This window comes from Enterococcus sp. RTP21361st1_A6_RTP21361_211029 (assembly GCF_040910045.1).
Lineage (GTDB): Bacteria > Bacillota > Bacilli > Lactobacillales > Enterococcaceae > Enterococcus_D > Enterococcus_D gallinarum.
On the sequence record NZ_JBDGBK010000063.1, the window covers coordinates 1 to 18,165 of the forward strand.

At 41.2% G+C, this 18,165-nt stretch carries 15 protein-coding genes, 1 pseudogene and 1 riboswitch; of the genes and pseudogenes, 14 read left to right on the forward strand and 2 right to left on the reverse strand.

Annotation, left to right across the window (positions count from 1 at the left end):
* The first annotated feature begins 353 nt into the window (after positions 1–353).
* The 7 genes from AB5Z52_RS11385 (at position 354) to AB5Z52_RS11415 (ending at position 6,093) form a co-directional block, all read left to right on the forward strand.
* Positions 354–530 carry a hypothetical protein gene (locus AB5Z52_RS11385; RefSeq protein ID WP_003126528.1) on the forward strand — a complete coding sequence of 59 codons (177 nt, stop codon included), beginning with the start codon at positions 354–356 and terminating at the stop codon, positions 528–530.
* A gap of 1 nt (position 531) precedes the next feature.
* Complete coding sequence (locus AB5Z52_RS11390; RefSeq protein WP_081132035.1) at positions 532–1,143, forward strand: YopX family protein; 612 nt, start codon at positions 532–534, stop codon at positions 1,141–1,143.
* Between the two features lie 309 nt (positions 1,144–1,452).
* Positions 1,453–1,587: riboswitch (FMN riboswitch) on the forward strand.
* A 120-nt stretch (positions 1,588–1,707) separates the two neighbouring features.
* Positions 1,708–2,787, forward strand: coding sequence for a bifunctional diaminohydroxyphosphoribosylaminopyrimidine deaminase/5-amino-6-(5-phosphoribosylamino)uracil reductase RibD (gene ribD, locus AB5Z52_RS11395; RefSeq protein WP_005471507.1), 1,080 nt, complete (start codon positions 1,708–1,710; stop codon positions 2,785–2,787).
* Positions 2,756–3,376: a riboflavin synthase gene (locus AB5Z52_RS11400; RefSeq protein ID WP_021149731.1), complete on the forward strand. Its 621-nt coding sequence runs from the start codon at positions 2,756–2,758 to the stop codon at positions 3,374–3,376. The genes ribD and AB5Z52_RS11400 overlap by 32 nt, the downstream gene beginning before the upstream one ends.
* A complete protein-coding gene (locus tag AB5Z52_RS11405; RefSeq protein ID WP_005471510.1) occupies positions 3,369–4,547 on the forward strand; it encodes a bifunctional 3,4-dihydroxy-2-butanone-4-phosphate synthase/GTP cyclohydrolase II in 1,179 nt (392 codons plus the stop codon). Before AB5Z52_RS11400 ends, AB5Z52_RS11405 begins: the two co-directional genes overlap by 8 nt.
* 19 nt (positions 4,548–4,566) lie before the next feature.
* Positions 4,567–5,028 (forward strand): 6,7-dimethyl-8-ribityllumazine synthase, encoded by a 462-nt coding sequence (ribE, locus tag AB5Z52_RS11410; RefSeq protein ID WP_096711001.1) that lies wholly within the window; start codon positions 4,567–4,569, stop codon positions 5,026–5,028.
* A gap of 114 nt (positions 5,029–5,142) precedes the next feature.
* Positions 5,143–6,093 (forward strand): FAD:protein FMN transferase, encoded by a 951-nt coding sequence (locus tag AB5Z52_RS11415; protein ID WP_003126534.1) that lies wholly within the window; start codon positions 5,143–5,145, stop codon positions 6,091–6,093.
* 231 nt (positions 6,094–6,324) lie between these two features.
* Here the strand turns inward: AB5Z52_RS11415 and AB5Z52_RS11420 are convergent, their stop codons facing one another.
* Positions 6,325–7,239 carry a LysR family transcriptional regulator gene (locus AB5Z52_RS11420; protein ID WP_041120131.1) on the reverse strand — a complete coding sequence of 305 codons (915 nt, stop codon included), beginning with the start codon at positions 7,237–7,239 and terminating at the stop codon, positions 6,325–6,327.
* Positions 7,240–7,538: 299 nt separating this feature from the next.
* Here AB5Z52_RS11420 and AB5Z52_RS11425 point away from each other — a divergent pair, with 299 nt between their 5' ends.
* The 3 genes from AB5Z52_RS11425 (at position 7,539) to AB5Z52_RS11435 (ending at position 11,937) form a co-directional block, all read left to right on the forward strand.
* Positions 7,539–8,144 carry an NADPH-dependent FMN reductase gene (locus AB5Z52_RS11425; protein ID WP_005471519.1) on the forward strand — a complete coding sequence of 202 codons (606 nt, stop codon included), beginning with the start codon at positions 7,539–7,541 and terminating at the stop codon, positions 8,142–8,144.
* 18 nt (positions 8,145–8,162) lie between these two features.
* Positions 8,163–10,586, forward strand: a complete 2,424-nt coding sequence (locus AB5Z52_RS11430; protein ID WP_005471521.1) for a flavocytochrome c — start codon at positions 8,163–8,165, stop codon at positions 10,584–10,586.
* Positions 10,587–10,710: 124 nt separating this feature from the next.
* Positions 10,711–11,937 carry an OFA family MFS transporter gene (locus AB5Z52_RS11435; RefSeq protein ID WP_041120129.1) on the forward strand — a complete coding sequence of 409 codons (1,227 nt, stop codon included), beginning with the start codon at positions 10,711–10,713 and terminating at the stop codon, positions 11,935–11,937.
* Positions 11,938–12,510: 573 nt separating this feature from the next.
* Here the strand turns inward: AB5Z52_RS11435 and AB5Z52_RS11440 are convergent.
* A pseudogene (locus AB5Z52_RS11440) lies at positions 12,511–13,092 on the reverse strand (hypothetical protein).
* A 170-nt stretch (positions 13,093–13,262) separates the two neighbouring features.
* Here AB5Z52_RS11440 and AB5Z52_RS11445 point away from each other — a divergent pair.
* The 4 genes from AB5Z52_RS11445 to AB5Z52_RS11460 form a co-directional block, all read left to right on the forward strand.
* Positions 13,263–14,798, forward strand: coding sequence for an ABC transporter permease/substrate-binding protein (locus tag AB5Z52_RS11445; RefSeq protein WP_005471534.1), 1,536 nt, complete (start codon positions 13,263–13,265; stop codon positions 14,796–14,798).
* Positions 14,799–15,761 carry an ABC transporter ATP-binding protein gene (locus AB5Z52_RS11450; RefSeq protein WP_003126542.1) on the forward strand — a complete coding sequence of 321 codons (963 nt, stop codon included), beginning with the start codon at positions 14,799–14,801 and terminating at the stop codon, positions 15,759–15,761.
* The gene (locus AB5Z52_RS11455; protein WP_003126543.1) at positions 15,748–17,076 is read left to right on the forward strand and encodes an NAD(P)/FAD-dependent oxidoreductase; all 1,329 of its coding nucleotides are present in this window, start codon (positions 15,748–15,750) and stop codon (positions 17,074–17,076) included. Before AB5Z52_RS11450 ends, AB5Z52_RS11455 begins: the two co-directional genes overlap by 14 nt.
* Positions 17,077–17,299: 223 nt before the next feature.
* Positions 17,300–18,165: 1-deoxy-D-xylulose-5-phosphate synthase N-terminal domain-containing protein (locus AB5Z52_RS11460; RefSeq protein ID WP_368266919.1), on the forward strand; the 866-nt coding region annotated here is incomplete at its 3' end.

Below are 18,165 nucleotides of genomic sequence, written 5' to 3' on the forward strand. Positions count from 1 at the left end.
GTTCGCTAGAGTCTTTAGAATTTCTGTAGTAAAATCGTTCATAGGGAAGTCCTCTCTTCTGTGAATGTGTTGTGGTAACTCTATTCTACAGAAGGGACTTCCTTTTTTCTATTTACACAAAATATTTTACACTCTCGATGCGACGAGACACAACAAAAAATATATCAAAGCAAATATTAGTATTACTGAAACTACTTCTTTTACTTTGTCCATAAAAAGACTCCTTTTTAATTAATAATCAAATTATATCATTAAGGAAAGTTAGCAACCCTTACAGTATTGCAAGACGGTAAATAATAAAAGATAGTAGTAAATTTCCGCAATCGTCAGCGATAGCAAACAGGAGGGATAAGATGTCTAAGAATAGTTTTGTGTATTTAGTTTATGTTGAGAATCCATTTTCTGGGAGAGTTCAACTGAAAAAGGTTTGCGAGAGTTTAAAACTTGCGAAGAAGTTGGCGAAAGAAATCGAAGAAAAAAAGGATACATTCACACAAATTGAAATAATGCCTTTGGAGCAGGAGGGATAAGATGGTACCAAAATTTAGAGCGTGGGATAAAGAAAATGACAGAATGATTTATCCAAGTACAGAAGGCGTTTGTTTTGAGTTAGATGATGACGGTATAAACATACTTGATGTAAGCGGAGATTATCCAGAAGATCATACTTTTCCAGCAATTGATTCATTCCTCATGCAATCCACTGGCTTGAAAGACAAGAACGGCGTGGAGATTTTTGAGGGGGATGTTCTTTTGCATACAAGTTCATCCGTTAATTACAGTGATACTTACTGGCACAGCTATGTACAAGTATACAGAATCGATAGCGGTGCATATAGAATCAAAGGGAAGCATATTTATGATACAGAGTTGATGAGTGCTAGAAACCGATTAGAGGTAGTAGGAAACATTTATCAAAATCAAAACTTGTTAGATAAAGAATACTTTAGTACTTCTGACGGCATTGTGGAGCAAGCCAATAAACAGCCCATTCCTAGCGCCGCTTTTGAAGCATTGAACAACTATTGTCAACAGCAAAATGTTTCACCCGGCGGAAGTGCCAATTTATTAGCTGCCAGTTTCTTTCTGCTTTCTTTGGAAAACTTAACGAGTCAGAAACTTTATTTCACTACAGCAAAATAACATATTTATTCCATTCACAAGACTTTCAAAGAGATTGTTTCTTAAACTCTTTAAAAGTCTTTTTTTATCTGTTCGAAAAACGTGTTATTCAATCGAAATAAATAAAATATAAAAAGAGAAATAATTTATCCAGGGAACCTCATTTAATTGTTTGTTTGGAGGTCGCTAATTCCTAAAAAACTTTCTAAAGTCTTCTCCGATAACGGCGAATGTTGTACTTAAACATTTTCCTTAATTGTTATTTAAAAAGGATAGAAGAGGGGTTTGACACCTGAATTAAAAAATAGTAGTATCTAACGTGAATTGAATATGTTTCTTCGGGGCAGGGTGTAATTCCCGACCGACGGTGACAAGCAATGCTTGAAGTCCGTGACCCGCATTCGTGCGGTTGATCCAGTGAAACTCTGGAACCGACAGTTAAAGTCTGGATGGGAGAAGAAAAACTTACAAGAATATTGACGGGAGGAGTCTATTCTTTTTGTCATCGTTTCTTTGAGTTTGTTTAATCAAGACCTCGTGTACTTATGCACGAGGTCTTTTTATTTAAAGAAAGGAGGAATGTTTATGCATGAAACGTATATGAAGCGCGCCATATCCGAAGCACTAAAAGGCAAAGGACAAACCTTCACGAACCCTTTAGTCGGTGCTGTCATTGTGAAAGATGAGGAAATAGTTGCTGTAGGCAGCCACATGGCTTATGGCCAGCCACATGCGGAAAAGAACGCCATCGATTCATGTAGTTCCCCCGAAAAACTAATTGATTCAACCATTTATGTGACCCTTGAGCCTTGCCACCATTACGGAAAACAGCCACCTTGTACAACTGCTATTCTACAAAGCGGCATCAAAAAAGTGGTAATTGGTCAATTGGATCCCAATCCGTTGGTATCTGGCAAGGGCAAAGCGTTTTTAGAATCACAAGGAGTAGCAGTGATCACCGGTGTTTTAGAAAAGGAGGTACGTGAAATCAATCGCCACTATAATACGTATCACGAAGAGCAACGTCCTTTTGTGGCTTTAAAGCAAGCAACCACACTTGATGGAAAAATCGCTTTGGCTGGTCAGCGAACAAGGATAACCGGTGAAGCTGCATTGCGCCGGGTTCGTCAGGAACGTTCAGACTACCAGGCTATTTTGATAGGGAGCCGCACTGCCTTAATCGATAATCCTACTTTGCGGACAGAGGCTGCCTTTCCGACTTATCGAGTGGTCCTAGATCGTAAAGGAGAAACCTTGAAACAGCAGCTAACTCTTTTTGAGGATACCAGTAGTCCTGTACTGGTCTTTACTACGAAAAAAGTCCAATCTGTTTTCTCAAATCACGTGAATATCATTACCACGCCTTCACTGACTCTCTCGTTTGTCATGAAAGAATTGTATCGACGCAAGATTCAATCGGTTTATGTTGAAGGCGGAAGCAGCATTCATGATGCCTTTCTGGCGGATGGTTATTGGGATCAAGTTATCACCTATCTTTCGCCAAAACTTATCGGCGGCAATGGAACAGCGAGTTTTGCTAGTTCTCGAGAAGTGAATCAGATGTTTGCGCTAACGGAAGTCACTGTTGAACCGGTCGGAGAAGAGTTAAGGATCGTTGGAAGGAGGCAGGAAAATGTTTACCGGACTCATTCAAGAAAAGGGTAAGATCACACGGATCGTGCCTAGTGGTCGCACCATTGCATTGACTTGTCATGCTTCTGAAGCATTGTTAACGGATTATCGGGTTGGCGATAGTATGGCGATCAATGGCGTATGTTTGACAGCGATCAAGACTGGCAAACAAGAATTCACTGTCGAGATCATGCCGGAAACTTATCAACGAACCACCTTTTCGACCGCAAAAATCAATGACGAAGTCAATTTGGAACGAGCGTTAGCTTTCAACGGCCGCTTGGAAGGACACTTGGTGGCAGGTCATGTAGATACTACGACAACGCTGCTAGAAAAGCGTGTGTTGGAGAATGCGCTGATTCTGACATTTGCTTATCCCGACGAACTGAGAAATGAGATCATTCCACAGGGCTCTATCGCATTGAATGGGGTTAGTTTGACGATTATCGAGACCACACTGCGCTATTTCTCCGTTGGACTGATTCCTCATTCCAAAAATCAAACCAATCTGGGGCGACTTAACCGCGGTGAAGCAGTGAATGTTGAAACAGATCTATTAGGAAAATATGTCAAAGCCAATCAACTGATCCGTGGCGGAAGAAAGGAAATGTCCTATGAGTAAAAATAAAATCGAAACAGCATTAGACTATTTAAGAAATGGGCAATTAATTATTGTTGCTGATGATGACGACCGGGAAGCGGAAGGAGACCTTGTTGGGATCGCTAATCTAGCTACGATGGAAAGCGTGAATTTTATGACGAAATTTGCTCGAGGGTTGATTTGCGCACCTATCTCAGCTCAACTAGCTGACCGCTTGCAGCTAACTGAAATGGTCGCGCAAAATACGGATACTTTCAAAACAGCCTTCACTATAAGTGTCGATCACCGTTCAACGACAACAGGAATTTCTGCTGAAGAACGCGCGCGAACGATCCGAGCATTGGCTAATCCTCAAACTAAGGAAGAGGACTTTCAAAAACCAGGTCATATTTTCCCGTTGATCGGAAGAATAGGCGGGGTGCTGGAAAGAAGGGGCCATACCGAGGCTGCATTGGATTTAGCAAAATTGACCAATCAAAGTGAAGCGGCCTATATTTGTGAGATTCTAAATGAGGATGGCACGATGGCTCGCCGCCCACAATTGGCTCAATTCGCGGAAAAATGGCAGCTGCCGATGATCACTATCGAAGAGTTAGCGACTTATATGGCAACAAGTCAGTTAACCGTTCAATTGCCAACCGCATTTGGATCCTTCGATTTAACCTTATTTGAAGATCAGCATCATCTTGAACACTTAGTATTAGCAAAAGGGGATTTGACTAATCCCGCAAAACCATTATTGGTTCGTCTTCACTCAGAATGCTTGACCGGAGATGTTTTCGGATCCCAGCGGTGCGATTGCGGGGAACAACTACATGAAGCCATGCGTCAAATCGAAAAAGAAGGTACCGGAGCCATCTTGTATTTGCGTCAGGAAGGCCGAGGTATCGGCTTGAAACAGAAACTGCAGGCGTATCAATTACAGGAAAAAGGCTTGGATACGTATGAAGCCAATGTTGAATTAGGTTTTCGTCCAGATGAACGGGATTATGGTTTTGCGGCGATTATTCTGAAGTCTCTTGGCATCGATACGATTCGCTTGCTGACAAATAATCCAGAAAAAATCACCGAGTTAGAAGCTCATGGCATTCATGTTGCTGAAAGAATTCCGTTAGAAATAACTCCAGTTGCAGAAAATAATCGTTATCTTCAAACAAAAAAAGAAAAATTCCATCATTTATTATCACTTTGAGAAAGAAGGAGAGCACAACATGACACAATTTGAAGGAACATTTGACGGACAAGGAATGAAAGTAGGGATCGTGGTTGCGCGTTTTAACGAGTTTATTACGGTGAAACTTTTGAGTGGCGCCCAAGACAATTTGATACGGCATGGAGTAAAAGAAGAAGACATTGATGTTTACTGGGTACCCGGTGCCTTTGAAATTCCCTATATAACAAAAAAATTAGTCAACGTGAAGCAATACGATGGCTTGATCACACTGGGTGCAGTTATCCGCGGTGCGACTACCCATTATGAGCTTGTTAGCAATGAAGTCGCGAAAGGCGTGGCCCAAGTTGGATTAGCGGCAGACATTCCAGTCATGTTTGGCGTTCTAACTACAGAAACTATCGAACAAGCCATCGAGCGGGCCGGAACCAAAGCGGGCAATAAAGGTTCAGAAGCGGCGCAAGGATTGATCGAAATGATTTCATTGAACCGGGTGATTTAATGTTTTAAAGCCTGTCCGCGACTTTCTTATAGTTGCATTTATTTGCTAAAGGCATTCAATTTTTTCTGAAAAACTGCTATGATGAACAAAAAAAACTAGGGGCGAAACGAACGGATGCAAGAAGGAAAAAGACAAGTCAAAGCGATGGGAACGATCATTCAGCTTTGGATCCAACATGAAGATCCCACACCAATTTTGGAAGCAGCAGTCCAACAAATCAGAGCGTTTGAAAAACGGTTTAGTGCCAATGATCCTGCTTCAGATCTGATGAAAGTCAATCAAAACGCCGGAATTCAGCCGACCAAAGTAGCCAAAGACTTGTTTGCTTTGATCGCCTTAGCAAAAGAGCACAGCTTGCCAGAGGATAGTTTCTTGAACATCGCGATGGGACCCCTGATTCAGGAGTGGCGTATTGGTTTCTCAGATGCCAAAGTGCCGACTGCCGAAAAAGTGACGGAATTACTACAGGTGACCGATCCTCAACGAATCGAATTGGATAACCAACAGCAGAGCGTTGCCTTAGCTGCCGGTATGTCAATAGACCTAGGTGCTGTGGCCAAAGGCTATTTCGCAGATCAGCTGGCAGATTTTTTTAAGCAATCTGGTGTCAGTGCCGCTTTGATTGATCTGGGCGGGAATGTTGTTACCTTTGGTGAAACACCAAATCATGCGGATCACTTATGGCGTATCGGAATTCAGAATCCTTTTTTGCCAAGAGGAAATTTCGTGGCAGCCTTAAAAATCCGCGATCGTTCTATCGTAACCTCAGGGATCTATGAACGTTCCCACACCGTCGACGGTAAGACCTATCATCATATTTTCAATCGTAAAACCGGTTATCCGATAGAATCAGCGTTAGCAAGTATCACGATTATTTCCGATCGTTCAGTGGATGGCGAAATTTGGACCACACGTCTCTTTGGTAAAAAACCTGAAGAAATCATGAAACAACTCAGCCAACTCGATGGCATCACTGGATTAATCGTAACCCGACAAGGCCAATTGCTTTATCCCTCTACGCTACAACCACTGATTGAGTTACCTGAAACGAATCAAAAAGTCTAATTGAAACATACTCAAAGATAGAGACGAAACTGCCTTGACAAAGCAGCTTTCAGAGTCTGGTAAATGAAGTATTTAAACTGGTGAAACAAGATAGCAGAACGACTGCGCCCCCTGGCAATTGCACGATCTTAAAGTGCCTGCTTAATCTGTTTAGCTCGTTTGACATACCATTACTTCTGACTCTTTCTTCTTTGAGTATGTTTTTTTGACTTTTGATGGCGGTTTTAGCGATCATACTTTTTCTAGAAAATAGCGAATCAAGTTTTGATCAGCTATCGATAACGGACGCTCTGCTTGATGAGCGATAAAATAATTTAATGTTAGCATTTCTTCAGGTATCGGATAAAGGTTGAAAGGCGTCATTGTCGCTGCTTGCAAGACACTTTCAGGAACGATGGCCAACCCGAGATTGTTTTCAGCAAGTGCTGCTGCAGTATAAATATTGCTGCTTTCTACGAGAATGGTTGGTTCAACTTTGTACTTTTTCAATAATTGATCAATTTGCCGACGAATCGCGGAGCCGCTTGTCGTCAATATCAACGGGCTTTGTAACAGTTCTTTCATTGAAACACTGTCTTGAGAGAGAAATTTTTTGTTTGCTTGATACAAAGGCGAAATAGGGGGGATGATCGCAAAATAATTTTCACTCTTTGTGGCGTAAGTCGTCAAATTAGGTGAAATAGTCTCCGGGTTCTGGCCAACAAAAAAATCCAATTGATTACTTAATAAACGTTTCTCATTGTGCTTTGGCAAATCTTCACGCAAAAAAACGGTCACATCCTGGTGTTCTGCCAAATAGTCAGGTAAAAAAAGTGGGAGCAAGAACGAGCCCAGACTGGGCAAGATACCCAATCGCAATGTTTTGGTTTCTGGTGATGTGTAGCGCAGTAACCGATGACGAAATTTCGCGGAAGCGGTTTCCAATGTTTCAAGGTATTGATAATAGATTTTACCGGCTTCAGTCAAATGCAAAACACCTGACTGACGAATAATGATGGCCGTTCCCAACTCTTGTTCGACTTTTTTGATGGCTTGCGTAAGATAAGGCTGAGAAATAAATAGGTCTTTCGCTGCTTTGGTATAGTTATTGTACTTTAGTAATGTGTCGATGTACTGCAGCATCAAATGGGAATCTTTAAGAGACATAGAAGTTGCTCCTTCCGTAGAAATATGTCTATTATAACAAAAAAGTTATCATAATATAATTAAATAAATATTTCACAAATGTGAATGGTCAGACTAAACTGTAGAAGTACTTAATTGGAACAAATAAATTGTCCTTCAGATCCTTCTATCGGAATGAAATCAGAGAGATTTAAGCTGAGTTTGACCATTTTTATCTTTCTAAGACGACTATTTGTACGATTAACTTTTGAAACAATTGATCTAAAAGCGAGTTATAATCGAATCAATTGTTAAATTTATCACATTTAGGAGAGATGAGTATGAAACTGATCGGAATCGTTGGCACTAACTCTGCACGTTCGACCAATCGCCAGTTATTGCAATTTATCCAAACCCATTTCAAAGATCAGGCAGAAATCGAGCTTTGCGAAATCAAAGATCTGCCAGCATTCAATGAACCAGAAGACAGAACAGCACCTGAAGCAGTTCGAGAATTAGCAGAAAAAATCGAGGCTGCTGATGGCGTGATTATCAGTACACCTGAATACGATCATTCCATTCCAGCAGTACTAAAAAGCATGATTGAATGGCTTTCTTATGCGACCCGTCCCTTGATCGACAAACCAGTGATGATCACTGGTGCCTCACTTGGTGCTTTAGGTTCTTCCCGAGCGCAAGCACACCTTCGCCAAATTCTTGATGCACCGGAAGTCAAAGCACGAATCATGCCTAGTGCCGAATTTTTACTCGGTCATTCGATGCAAGCCTTTGATGAAGAAGGATGCTTAAAAGATGAGGAAAAAGTCGCTGAATTAGAAGACTGCTTCAATGAATTCAAATTATTCGTGGAAATCACGAATCGTCTCGTCAGTGAATATTCGACTGCCAAAGAGCGCTCAAAGAAATTTTCTTGGGAACAGGTATAAGAAAGAGAGGAAATGTCCATGAAATTTGTCGGTATGATCGGTACAAATGCAAAGAAATCGACTAATCGCCAACTGGTGACATATATGCAACAAGCATTTGCCGATTTAGCAGAAATCGAAATTTTAGAAATTGATCAAGTTCCTATGTTCAATGAAACAGAGGATCAAACCAATAGTGAAGTCATTCAAACATTAAATCAGAAAATTTTGGCTGCCGATGGCGTGATTATCGCGACACCAGAACACAATCATTCCATTCCATCCGCACTAAAAAGTGTCTTAGAGTGGTTGTCCTTCAATCTACACCCGTTTGATGGCAAACCAGTGATGATCGTGGGTGCTTCTTATGACGTCCAAGGTTCTTCACGGGCACAACTACACTTGCGTCAAATTCTTGATGCACCTGGTGTCAATGCAACGGTTATGCCTGGTAATGAATTTCTTTTAGGTCGTGCGCATCAAGCATTCGATGAAAATGGGCAGCTGAAAGATCAACGGACTGTTGACTTTTTGGAAAGCTGTTTCAGAAAATTCATTCGCTTTACAGAAGTTGCTAATATCTTGAATGTTCCCGAAGAAGTAGTTTATCAGCCTGGGGATTATACTGTCACGGCACCAGGACACAATGGTGATTTACCAATGGTGGTTACATTAAGTGAAGAACGGATCGAAGCAATCAATATCGATACTTCCGGTGAATCGGAAGGAATCGCAGATGTAGTCTTTGCGCGTGTTCCACAAGAAATCATTGAAGGCCAAACATTGAACGTCGATGCGATCTCAGGTGCTTCCGTTACCAGTAACGGTGTCGTTGATGGTGTCGCGAAAGCAGTGAAAATGGCTGGTGCAAACCCAGATGTTTTAAGAAAACGTCCTAAGGCAGCCAGTGCGCTAAAAACGGAAGATGAAACTTACACCACGGATATCATCGTTGTCGGTGGTGGTGGGGCAGGATTGAGTGCCGCAGCAAGTATCCTCCAAGAAGGCAAAGAGGTGATTTTAGTTGAAAAATACCCAGCCATCGGTGGGAATACCGTTCGCACGGGTGGACCAATGAATGCCGCAGATCCGGATTGGCAAAAAACATTTGCTGCGCTTCCAGGTGAACGGGCTGCGCTAGAAGAAATCATTGCCGTAGATGAAGCAACCATTGATGCAGAATACTTGGCTGATTTTCGATTGTTGAAAGAACAAATCACAACGTATTTACAAGCAACGACTCCAGAAAAAGAATTCTTATTTGACTCTGCCATCTGGCATCGTATCCAAACTTATTTAGGCGGCAAACGGACCGACTTAGAAGGAAATGTGATTTACGGTCAATATGACTTAGTAAAAATCCTAACTGATCGTGCACTAGAGTCTGTGAAATGGCTAGAAGAAATCGGCGTTGAATTTGATTACAAACATGTCGATATGCCGGTTGGAGCAAAATGGCGCCGAGGCCATAAACCATTGAAAAATGAAGGGTACGCTTTTGTTTCTGCCCTACACAATTTCGTCAATGAAAATGGTGGAAAAATTCTTACTGACACACCAGTCAAAGAATTGATCATCGAAGAGGGACAAGTCGTAGGGATCATTGGGGAAGGTCGCAATGGACAAAAAGTAACGATCCATGCCAAAGCAGTTATCTTAGCTTCTGGTGGCTTCGGTGCGAATACACAAATGCTGAAGCAGTACAACACGTATTGGACTGAAATCGAAGATGACATCAAAACTTCCAATTCGCCGGCAATCACAGGGGATGGTATCAAACTAGGGGAAAGTGCCGGTGCGGATCTAGTTGGAATGGGCTTCTCACAAATGATGCCGGTATCTGATCCGAATACGGGAGCATTATTCAGCGGTCTGCAAGTACCTCCCGCAAACTTTGTGATGGTCAATCAAGAAGGCAAACGTTTCGTCAATGAATATGAAAGCCGTGATGTATTGACACAAGCAGCAATCGATAATGGTGGCCTATTCTATTTGATTGCTGATGAAGAAATCAAGAAAACAGCGTACAATACGTCCCAAGAAAAAATCGACAAACAAGTAGCTAACGGAACATTATTCCGCGCCGATACCCTTGAAGAATTAGCAGAACAAATTAATGTTGATCCAACCATCTTGAAAGAAACGATCACTGCATACAACGCCTATGTCGATGCAGGAAAAGATCCTGAATTTGGCAAAGATGTGTTTGATCTTAAAGTAACGACTGCTCCATTTTATGCAACTCCAAGAAAACCGGCAGTACATCACACCATGGGGGGGTTAAAGATCGATACACAAACCCATGTGTTATCAAAAGAAAATCAAGTGATCAAAGGTCTATATGCAGCTGGTGAAGTAGCAGGAGGAATCCATGCAGGAAATCGCCTTGGTGGTAACTCATTGACTGATATCTTTACCTTTGGACGGATCGCTGGTAAGACAGCAGTTGCAGAAAATTTTTAATAGGTTAAAAGAAATGTGCAGAGAATCGCACTGCACATTTTCTTTCAAAACGTTATGTGAAATAAGTAACATGAGGTGTATTCATTCAATTTATTTAAACAAAACTATTTTTTGGGGGTAAAACATGGAAACAAAACTCAACCGTTGGCTAGTCTTGATTGCTTCAACTGCTGTTCTGTTATGTACAGGTGCCGTTTATGCATTTAGCGTTTTCGCTGGACCGCTTAGTCAACTAAAAAATTGGACAATGGAAGAAATCATGCTGGCATTTACAATCAATGCTGCTGTCGGACCTATCACAATGATTTTAGGAGGATTCTTGACCGACCGTGGATTGGCAAAATGGACGATTACTTTTGGTGGTTTATTATTTGCGCTAGGTTTCTTCTTAACTGGATTTGTGGAATCACCTGGGATGCTCTATCTAACTTATGGTGTGCTTTCAGGTCTTGGTCAAGGATTTGCTTATTCTGCTTGCTTAAGTAATACGATTCGTTTATTCCCAGACAAACGTGGACTTGCTTCAGGATTGATCACTGCAGGTATGGGCGGTGCAGCCATCATCGCCGCACCGATCGCGAATGCAATTATTGAATCAAGAGATGTGTTGACTGCTTTTCGTTTTATCGGTATCGCTTATATGATCGTCGTTGTAATGGCAAGTTTCTTTATCAAAAAAGCCCCTGCAGATTATCGTCCAGCAGGATGGGTCCCACAAACTTCTGCGGTTAAAGGAACCGCAGCAAATTATTCCTGGCAAGAGATGATGAAAACACCTGCTTTTTATTTGATTATCTTGATGCTCGGTGTTGGGGCATTTTCTGGTTTGATGATTGCTTCCAATGCTGCTGTGATTGGGCAGGAAATGTTCGGATTAACAGCTACAACAGCCGCTTTTTATGTTAGTCTATATTCTTTTAGCAATTGCTTAGGTCGAGTGATTTGGGGAACAGTTTCTGATAAGATTGGGCGTTCCAATACATTGATGATCATTTACGGTGTCGTAGCGTTATCTTTACTCGTTTTGACACTTTCAAGTGCAGCGATGATCTTTGCAGTGGGAATCATTGGGCTAGGACTCTGCTTTGGCGGAGTGATGGGGGTTTTCCCATCGATCGTAATGGAAAATTACGGACCAGCTAACCAAGGAGTTAACTATGGAATCGTCTTTGTTGGTTATTCTACAGCTGCTTTCTTTGGACCACGAGTAGCAGCAGGAATGGCTGCCAGCAACAATGGAGATTTTACAAATGCATTCTATACAGCAATTGCTTTGGCAGTCGTCGGCTTTATTTTGAATATTGCTTATGTTCAACTAAAAAAATCACATAACGTTTCAATCGCCAAATAAGCAGCGCAGCATTGAAAGGGCTATAAGTCTCTATAAAAAGATAAATAATCAGTAGTACTAATATAGATATATGCGGATTGACAGACTTGATTGACCATGATCATGGTCAATCAACTTAGAAATGCTTGTACCGGTGACAGGAGTTAGTATGATTGATTGATCAGTTAGATGGAGTAGCTTTTCAAGTACTGAGAATAAAAAAGTGGTAAAGTCTTTAATTTCTTTTTTTCATGTTCCAGTGCAAAAAGTGATTATACTATTTTTTCCCTAAGTGATAGGATATCAGGTAGAAAGATGATTTTATAGAAGGAAACTCGAATCAGCTGATTATTCATTTTTATACGATAGTCATAATATTCATGAAGGAATGAAAAAATAGATTTGGTAGTGTCAATACACGTCGCTTATCATAAAAAGGCAACGTGAATTTTAATAACCATCAGTAATAGAAGTGCTTGGGGAAGTCTTTTCTTTTGCTGATGGTTTTTTCACAGCGACATCGGATGTTTGACTAAAATAAGAATAAAGAAGGACACTAATCTGCTTTCCTAAGATTAGTGTCCTTCTTATCTTTCATTCAAGTTGGAAGTTAGCAATAATTTTCTGGCTGACCATTTCGGGTGACAACTCAGTATTATCGATTTTCATCGTTTTTACTTTTGGAAAAAGGGATGCCAATTCCGTCGAATGGCTTTCCAAACGGTATTTTTCATTAAAAGTAAGAAGTTCTTGATGCGAAAAAGCAAGATCCCGTTTTGACGGCTTCGCTTTTAAACGTGCTTCCTGACGGTTACGTGCGATGCGCTCCTCTAATTGCGCAACAAGTTCAACAAAATAAACCGGTTGTCCAGCGCTTAAAAAGATCTCACAAATTTTGTGTAAAAAAGCAATATCTTCTTTCTGATCAAATCCCACTAAAACAGTAAATATGATTGTCTTAACTGTATTCTGTTCACCAGCCACAAATGCTTTGAAAAGTTCGATCCTAGTGGAATCAGACAACTTAAATGCCGCAGGCGTATACCCAAGATAATTGGCAAATAAATCAATAGTTTGATGATTAAATAGTAATTTACCATCAATTCTTTTTTAAAGTTCGCGACCGACAGTCATTTTTCCAACAGCCTGAGCACCAATCAAAACCAGTAATGGCATAGAAGCACCTCATTCTTTTAGACTTATTGTAACAGAATGTCAGGAAATAATGGATCCTATTTAGATGCGAAAGGCCAACTTTTCTCCCAATCCTGCTGAGCGTATCTTTTTGTTGCGTTTGGGCATTCAGCTATACTTAAGGCAGACTAGAATAGTGGAGGATGGAATATATGAACGAAATCATTCAAACGTTTAGCGAGCGAAAGGAGGAGTTGCTGCGGGCAATCTTTCAACACTTGGCCATTTCGCTGAGTGCGTTGATTTTAGCCATTTTAATTGCTATTCCATTAGCAATTTTGTTGAGCCAAAAGAAACGAATGGCAGAATTTGTTTTACAGATCACAAGTATTCTACAAACAATTCCATCATTGGCATTATTGGGATTATTGATTCCTTTTGTTGGTATTGGCACCGTTCCCGCTCTAATAGCATTGGTAGTTTATGCGTTACTGCCCATTTTTCAAAACACGTATATTGGGCTTTCCGAAATCGATCCGTCGATTGAAGAAGCGGCGGATGCATTTGGTATGTCTCGCTTGCGAAAACTCTTCAAAGTTGAGTTACCTATTGCAATGCCTGTCATCATTTCTGGGGTACGTACAGCATTGGTGTTGATCATTGGAACGGCCACGTTGGCAGCATTGATTGGTGCTGGTGGATTGGGAACCTTTATTTTGTTAGGGATCGACCGTAATGATCCGAGTTTGACACTCATAGGGGCGGTTAGTTCGGCTCTATTAGCAATCTTATTCAGTGGACTGATTCGTTTTTTACAAAACCGCAGTATGAAAACCACACTGATCTCTTTAGGTGTTATCTTTCTTGGAATCGGCGGAATTCTTTTCGCACAGTATAATCCTATTTCAAATAAAACGGTAACGATTGCTGGTAAACTCGGTTCAGAACCAGATATCCTTATCAATATGTATCAAGCAGTGATCGAAGAAGAAGATCCTAGTTTAACCGTCGAGATCAAACCAAACTTTGGTAAAACAAGTTTCTTATTTAGCGCCCTTGAAAATGACCAGATTGATATTTATCCCGAGTTTACGGGAACAGTATTAGAAAGTCTAGTCAAAGTCCCAGAAAATACCCAAATAGATGGTTCTCCAGAATCAACTTATCAAGAAGCAACAAAACTGCTTAGTGACCAGTTTAATATGCGCCTGTTAGAGCCGATGACCTACGAAAACACCTATGCTTTAGCCATGCGTCGTGAACAAGCAGAAGAGTTGGGTATAACGAAGATTTCTGAATTAGTTGCTCATGAGTCAGAGCTTCGGGCTGGTTTTACTTTAGAGTTTATTGATCGGGAAGATGGCTATCGCGGGATCCAAAAACAGTACGGGCTGACTTTTGATTCTGTCCAAAGTATGGAACCGGCACTGCGCTATCAAGCGATTCAAAGCAAGGATGTCGATGTGATCGATGCTTATTCGACAGATAGTGAGATCAAACAATACAATCTCGTCGTTTTAGAAGATGATCGACAGCTCTTTCCACCTTATCAAGGAGCCGCATTGATGAAAGATGAATTTGCTGCAGAACATCCGCAAGTCGTCAAAGCATTGAAAAAACTATCAGGAAAAATCACAGAGGACCAGATGATTGACATGAACTATCAAGTGAATGTGGAAGGAAAACAACCGGCAGATGTTGCTCGTGAATTTCTAAAAAAAGAAAAGATTATTGGGGAGGGAAACTAAATGGAACCAATTATCGAATTTAAACAAGTTGTCAAAGAATTTGAGGGACAAGTCGTATTAAAAGAATTGGATCTCTCCATTCATCAAGGAGAAATCTTTGTCTTAGTAGGTCCCTCAGGAAGCGGAAAAACAACCTCCCTTAAAATGATCAATGGGCTGATCGAACCGACGGAAGGCAATGTTTACTTCAAACAAAAACGAGTGAAAGACTATCAACTCCAAAAGTTACGTTGGAAAATTGGTTACGTGTTGCAGCAAATTGCTTTATTTCCAACGATGTCCGTCAAGGAGAATATTGAAATCATTCCAGAAATGCTCGGTTGGGATAAAAATCGTCGCAATCAACGTGTCGATGAACTACTCACTGAGGTTGGACTTGAACCAGAGACGTTCAAAAAACGGATGCCGGCTGAACTTTCAGGTGGTCAAAGTCAGCGGATCGGAATCTTGCGAGCGTTGGCTGCAGAACCGGACATCATCTTGATGGATGAACCTTTTAGCGCCCTTGATCCGATTTCTCGAACCAATCTTCAGGATCTCGTATTAGATTTGCATAATAAATTAGGCAATACGATCGTCTTTGTTACCCATAATATGAATGAAGCCTTAAAATTGGGAGATCGAATCGGTGTGATGAATGAAGGCAGACTGGTACAATGTGATACGCCTGAAAAAATACGGACAGAGCCAAAAACGGATTTCGTTCGCGCCTTTTTTGACGAAACACAAGGAGCACAGCAAGAACAACGTCTTCAAGCGATTATTGATTCTGGTTACTACCAACAATCAACTACACAAGAGGGAATGTCCCTCGATGTGAAAGTCCCTCTTTCACAAGTATATGAAGTCTTGGCCAACCACGAACATTTGGTTGTTACAGAACAAGGACAAGCGATTGGTGAAGTTAGCCGTACAGATATCTTTCATTTTCTAAGTCAGGAGGAGCAAGATGCAAAACTATGATGTAATCGTTGTGGGTGGTGGACCAGCCGGAACTGCTGCGGCTTATTCTTTCAGCGAGCAAGGGAAGACTGTCGCAATCGTTGAAGCCGATCTCTGGGGAGGAACTTGCCCCAACCGCGGGTGCGACCCCAAGAAGATTTTAATGAGTGCCGTTGAAGCAAAGGCGAAGGCTGCTCACTTAGCAGGAAAAGGGATCACTGGAGAGCTGGGTATTGACTGGAAAACTTTGATGGCTTTCAAGCGCAGTTACACGGACACTGTTCCCACACAGACGAAGCAGGGCTTAGTGGATACTGGAATCACGACCTATGAAGGAGAAGCGGGATTTATCGATGAACAAACGCTGCGGATTGGTTCAGAAATCGTTTCAGCTGATCAGTTCTTGATTGCTACAGGACAACGACCTGCGCTACTCCCGATTAAAGGACAAGAATATTTGCATACAAGCACCGATTTTCTTGCAATGGAAAAAATGCCCGCGAAAATCACTTTTTTAGGAGCGGGGTATGTTGCTTTTGAACTTGCGACAATCGCTCAAGCAGCAGGAGCAGAGGTACACATTATTCATCATAACGACAGACCACTGAAAGCATTTGATCAAGAATTGGTGAATGCCTTTGTTGAGCAATTACAAAAGCAAGGAATTTCCTTTCATTTCAATGTAGAGATTGAAAGCATCAGCCAAATCAATGAAGGATACACGCTGCAAGGTACAGGCTTTGAGCTGGACACCGATTACGTGGTAAGTGCTGCTGGACGCATCCCAAATGTTGAATCCTTACACTTAGAAAATGCAGGAGTTGATTATTCCAAACGCGGGATCAAAGTCAATGACTATTTACAAACATCGAACCCACGAGTTTTTGCCTGTGGAGATGTATTGGATAAGGAACAACCTAAACTGACGCCTGTTTCAAGTTTTGAAGCAAAATATGCGGTCGCTTCAATGAGCCAAAAAGGTTCTCGTTCTGCAATCACGTATCCCCTGATTCCTACAATCGTCTTTGGTGGGTTGAAATTGGCTCGGATCGGTCAAAGTGAAAAACAGCTCGCTCAAAATCTGCAGATCCATAGTGAAACAATCAACCTTGCCGATTGGTTTACGTACCGTCGCATCAACGATCCTGTTGCGATGCTTAAACTTGTTTACAATCAAGAGGGACAAATCATTGCGATTACCTGTCTTTCAAGTATCGCAGATGAATTGATTAATTTGTGCTACTTGATTCTGGAAAAACAGCTCACTCACCAAGAAATTGAAGCGCTGATCTTTGCTTATCCAACTCCTGCAAGTGATTTGACTTACATCATTTAACGCTGGAAAACGATCGTGTTTCATAACGAATGCTTTTGAAAGAGTCTCTCCTTCAACTTTTCTGCTGATAAAACAGATCACCATGACAAGTTGAAGGGTGGGCTTTTTTGTGTTCATGTGTTCTACCTGTCTGTTGCTTACTTTCGTGAAAAAGTTTCAAAAGTTTCTTGACTTAAAGTGAAGGTGAAGCAGTATACTATCAAACAGAGAAGGGAGTTTTTTGATGTTATTAAAATCAATTACAGATCCAGCAGATTTAAAGAAGTTATCCGTTGCAGAACTACAACAAGTTAGTGAGGAAGCAAGAACCGTGTTATTAGAAAAAATCAGCCATCATGGAGGACATAACGGACCGAATTTGGGCGTTGTCGAAATGACAGTTGCTTTACACGCTGTCTTTGATTCTCCAAGAGATAAAATGATTTTTGATGTTTCTCACCAAACCTATATTCATAAAATGCTGACTGGGCGAGGTCAAGCCTTCTGGGATCCAGCGCATTATAGCGATGTCTCTGGTTATACCAATCCAAAAGAAAGTGACCATGACTTGTTTACAGTGGGGCATACATCCACGTCATTGTCTTTAGCAAATGGGGTTGCCAAAGCACGAGACTTAAAAAATGAAGAAGGGAACGTAATTGCGGTCATTGGTGACGGCTCATTATCTGGTGGTCTGGCTTATGAAGGATTGAACAATATCGCGGAGACTGGAACAAACACTATCGTGATTGTAAATGATAACGACCAGTCGATTGCGGAAAACCACGGAGGTCTCTACAATAACTTACGAGCATTGCGAGATACGAATGGTCAAGTGGAAAACAATTTCTTTAAGTCATTAGGGTTTGACTACTATTATCTTGCTGATGGCAATGATCTGACAGCCTTGATGCATCTATTCAAACAAGTGAAAGACAGCAATCATCCTGTTGTCCTTCATATTCAGACCGTTAAAGGAAAAGGCTTCAAATTTGCCGAAGAAAATCGCGAGAAATTCCATGCTGGTGGACCATTTAGTCTTGAAACAGGGGATTATCTTGCAAATTCTGGTGGAGAAACTTATTCAACGGTAACGACCGATTATCTTTT

Excerpts from the sequence above, each read along its gene's own strand:
- AB5Z52_RS11425 (WP_005471519.1), top strand. The coding sequence starts at position 7,539 with ATGAAACTGATCGGAATCGTTGGCACTAACTCTGCACGTTCGACCAAT.
- AB5Z52_RS11390 (WP_081132035.1), top strand. The coding sequence starts at position 532 with ATGGTACCAAAATTTAGAGCGTGGGATAAAGAAAATGACAGAATGATT.
- ribE (WP_096711001.1), top strand. The coding sequence starts at position 4,567 with ATGACACAATTTGAAGGAACATTTGACGGACAAGGAATGAAAGTAGGG.
- AB5Z52_RS11455 (WP_003126543.1), top strand. The coding sequence starts at position 15,748 with ATGCAAAACTATGATGTAATCGTTGTGGGTGGTGGACCAGCCGGAACT.
- AB5Z52_RS11400 (WP_021149731.1), top strand. The coding sequence starts at position 2,756 with ATGTTTACCGGACTCATTCAAGAAAAGGGTAAGATCACACGGATCGTG.
- ribD (WP_005471507.1), top strand. The coding sequence starts at position 1,708 with ATGCATGAAACGTATATGAAGCGCGCCATATCCGAAGCACTAAAAGGC.
- AB5Z52_RS11420 (WP_041120131.1), bottom strand. The coding sequence starts at position 7,239 with ATGTCTCTTAAAGATTCCCATTTGATGCTGCAGTACATCGACACATTA.
- AB5Z52_RS11385 (WP_003126528.1), top strand. The coding sequence starts at position 354 with ATGTCTAAGAATAGTTTTGTGTATTTAGTTTATGTTGAGAATCCATTT.
- AB5Z52_RS11405 (WP_005471510.1), top strand. The coding sequence starts at position 3,369 with ATGAGTAAAAATAAAATCGAAACAGCATTAGACTATTTAAGAAATGGG.
- AB5Z52_RS11430 (WP_005471521.1), top strand. The coding sequence starts at position 8,163 with ATGAAATTTGTCGGTATGATCGGTACAAATGCAAAGAAATCGACTAAT.
- AB5Z52_RS11445 (WP_005471534.1), top strand. The coding sequence starts at position 13,263 with ATGAACGAAATCATTCAAACGTTTAGCGAGCGAAAGGAGGAGTTGCTG.
- AB5Z52_RS11415 (WP_003126534.1), top strand. The coding sequence starts at position 5,143 with ATGCAAGAAGGAAAAAGACAAGTCAAAGCGATGGGAACGATCATTCAG.
- AB5Z52_RS11450 (WP_003126542.1), top strand. The coding sequence starts at position 14,799 with ATGGAACCAATTATCGAATTTAAACAAGTTGTCAAAGAATTTGAGGGA.
- AB5Z52_RS11435 (WP_041120129.1), top strand. The coding sequence starts at position 10,711 with ATGGAAACAAAACTCAACCGTTGGCTAGTCTTGATTGCTTCAACTGCT.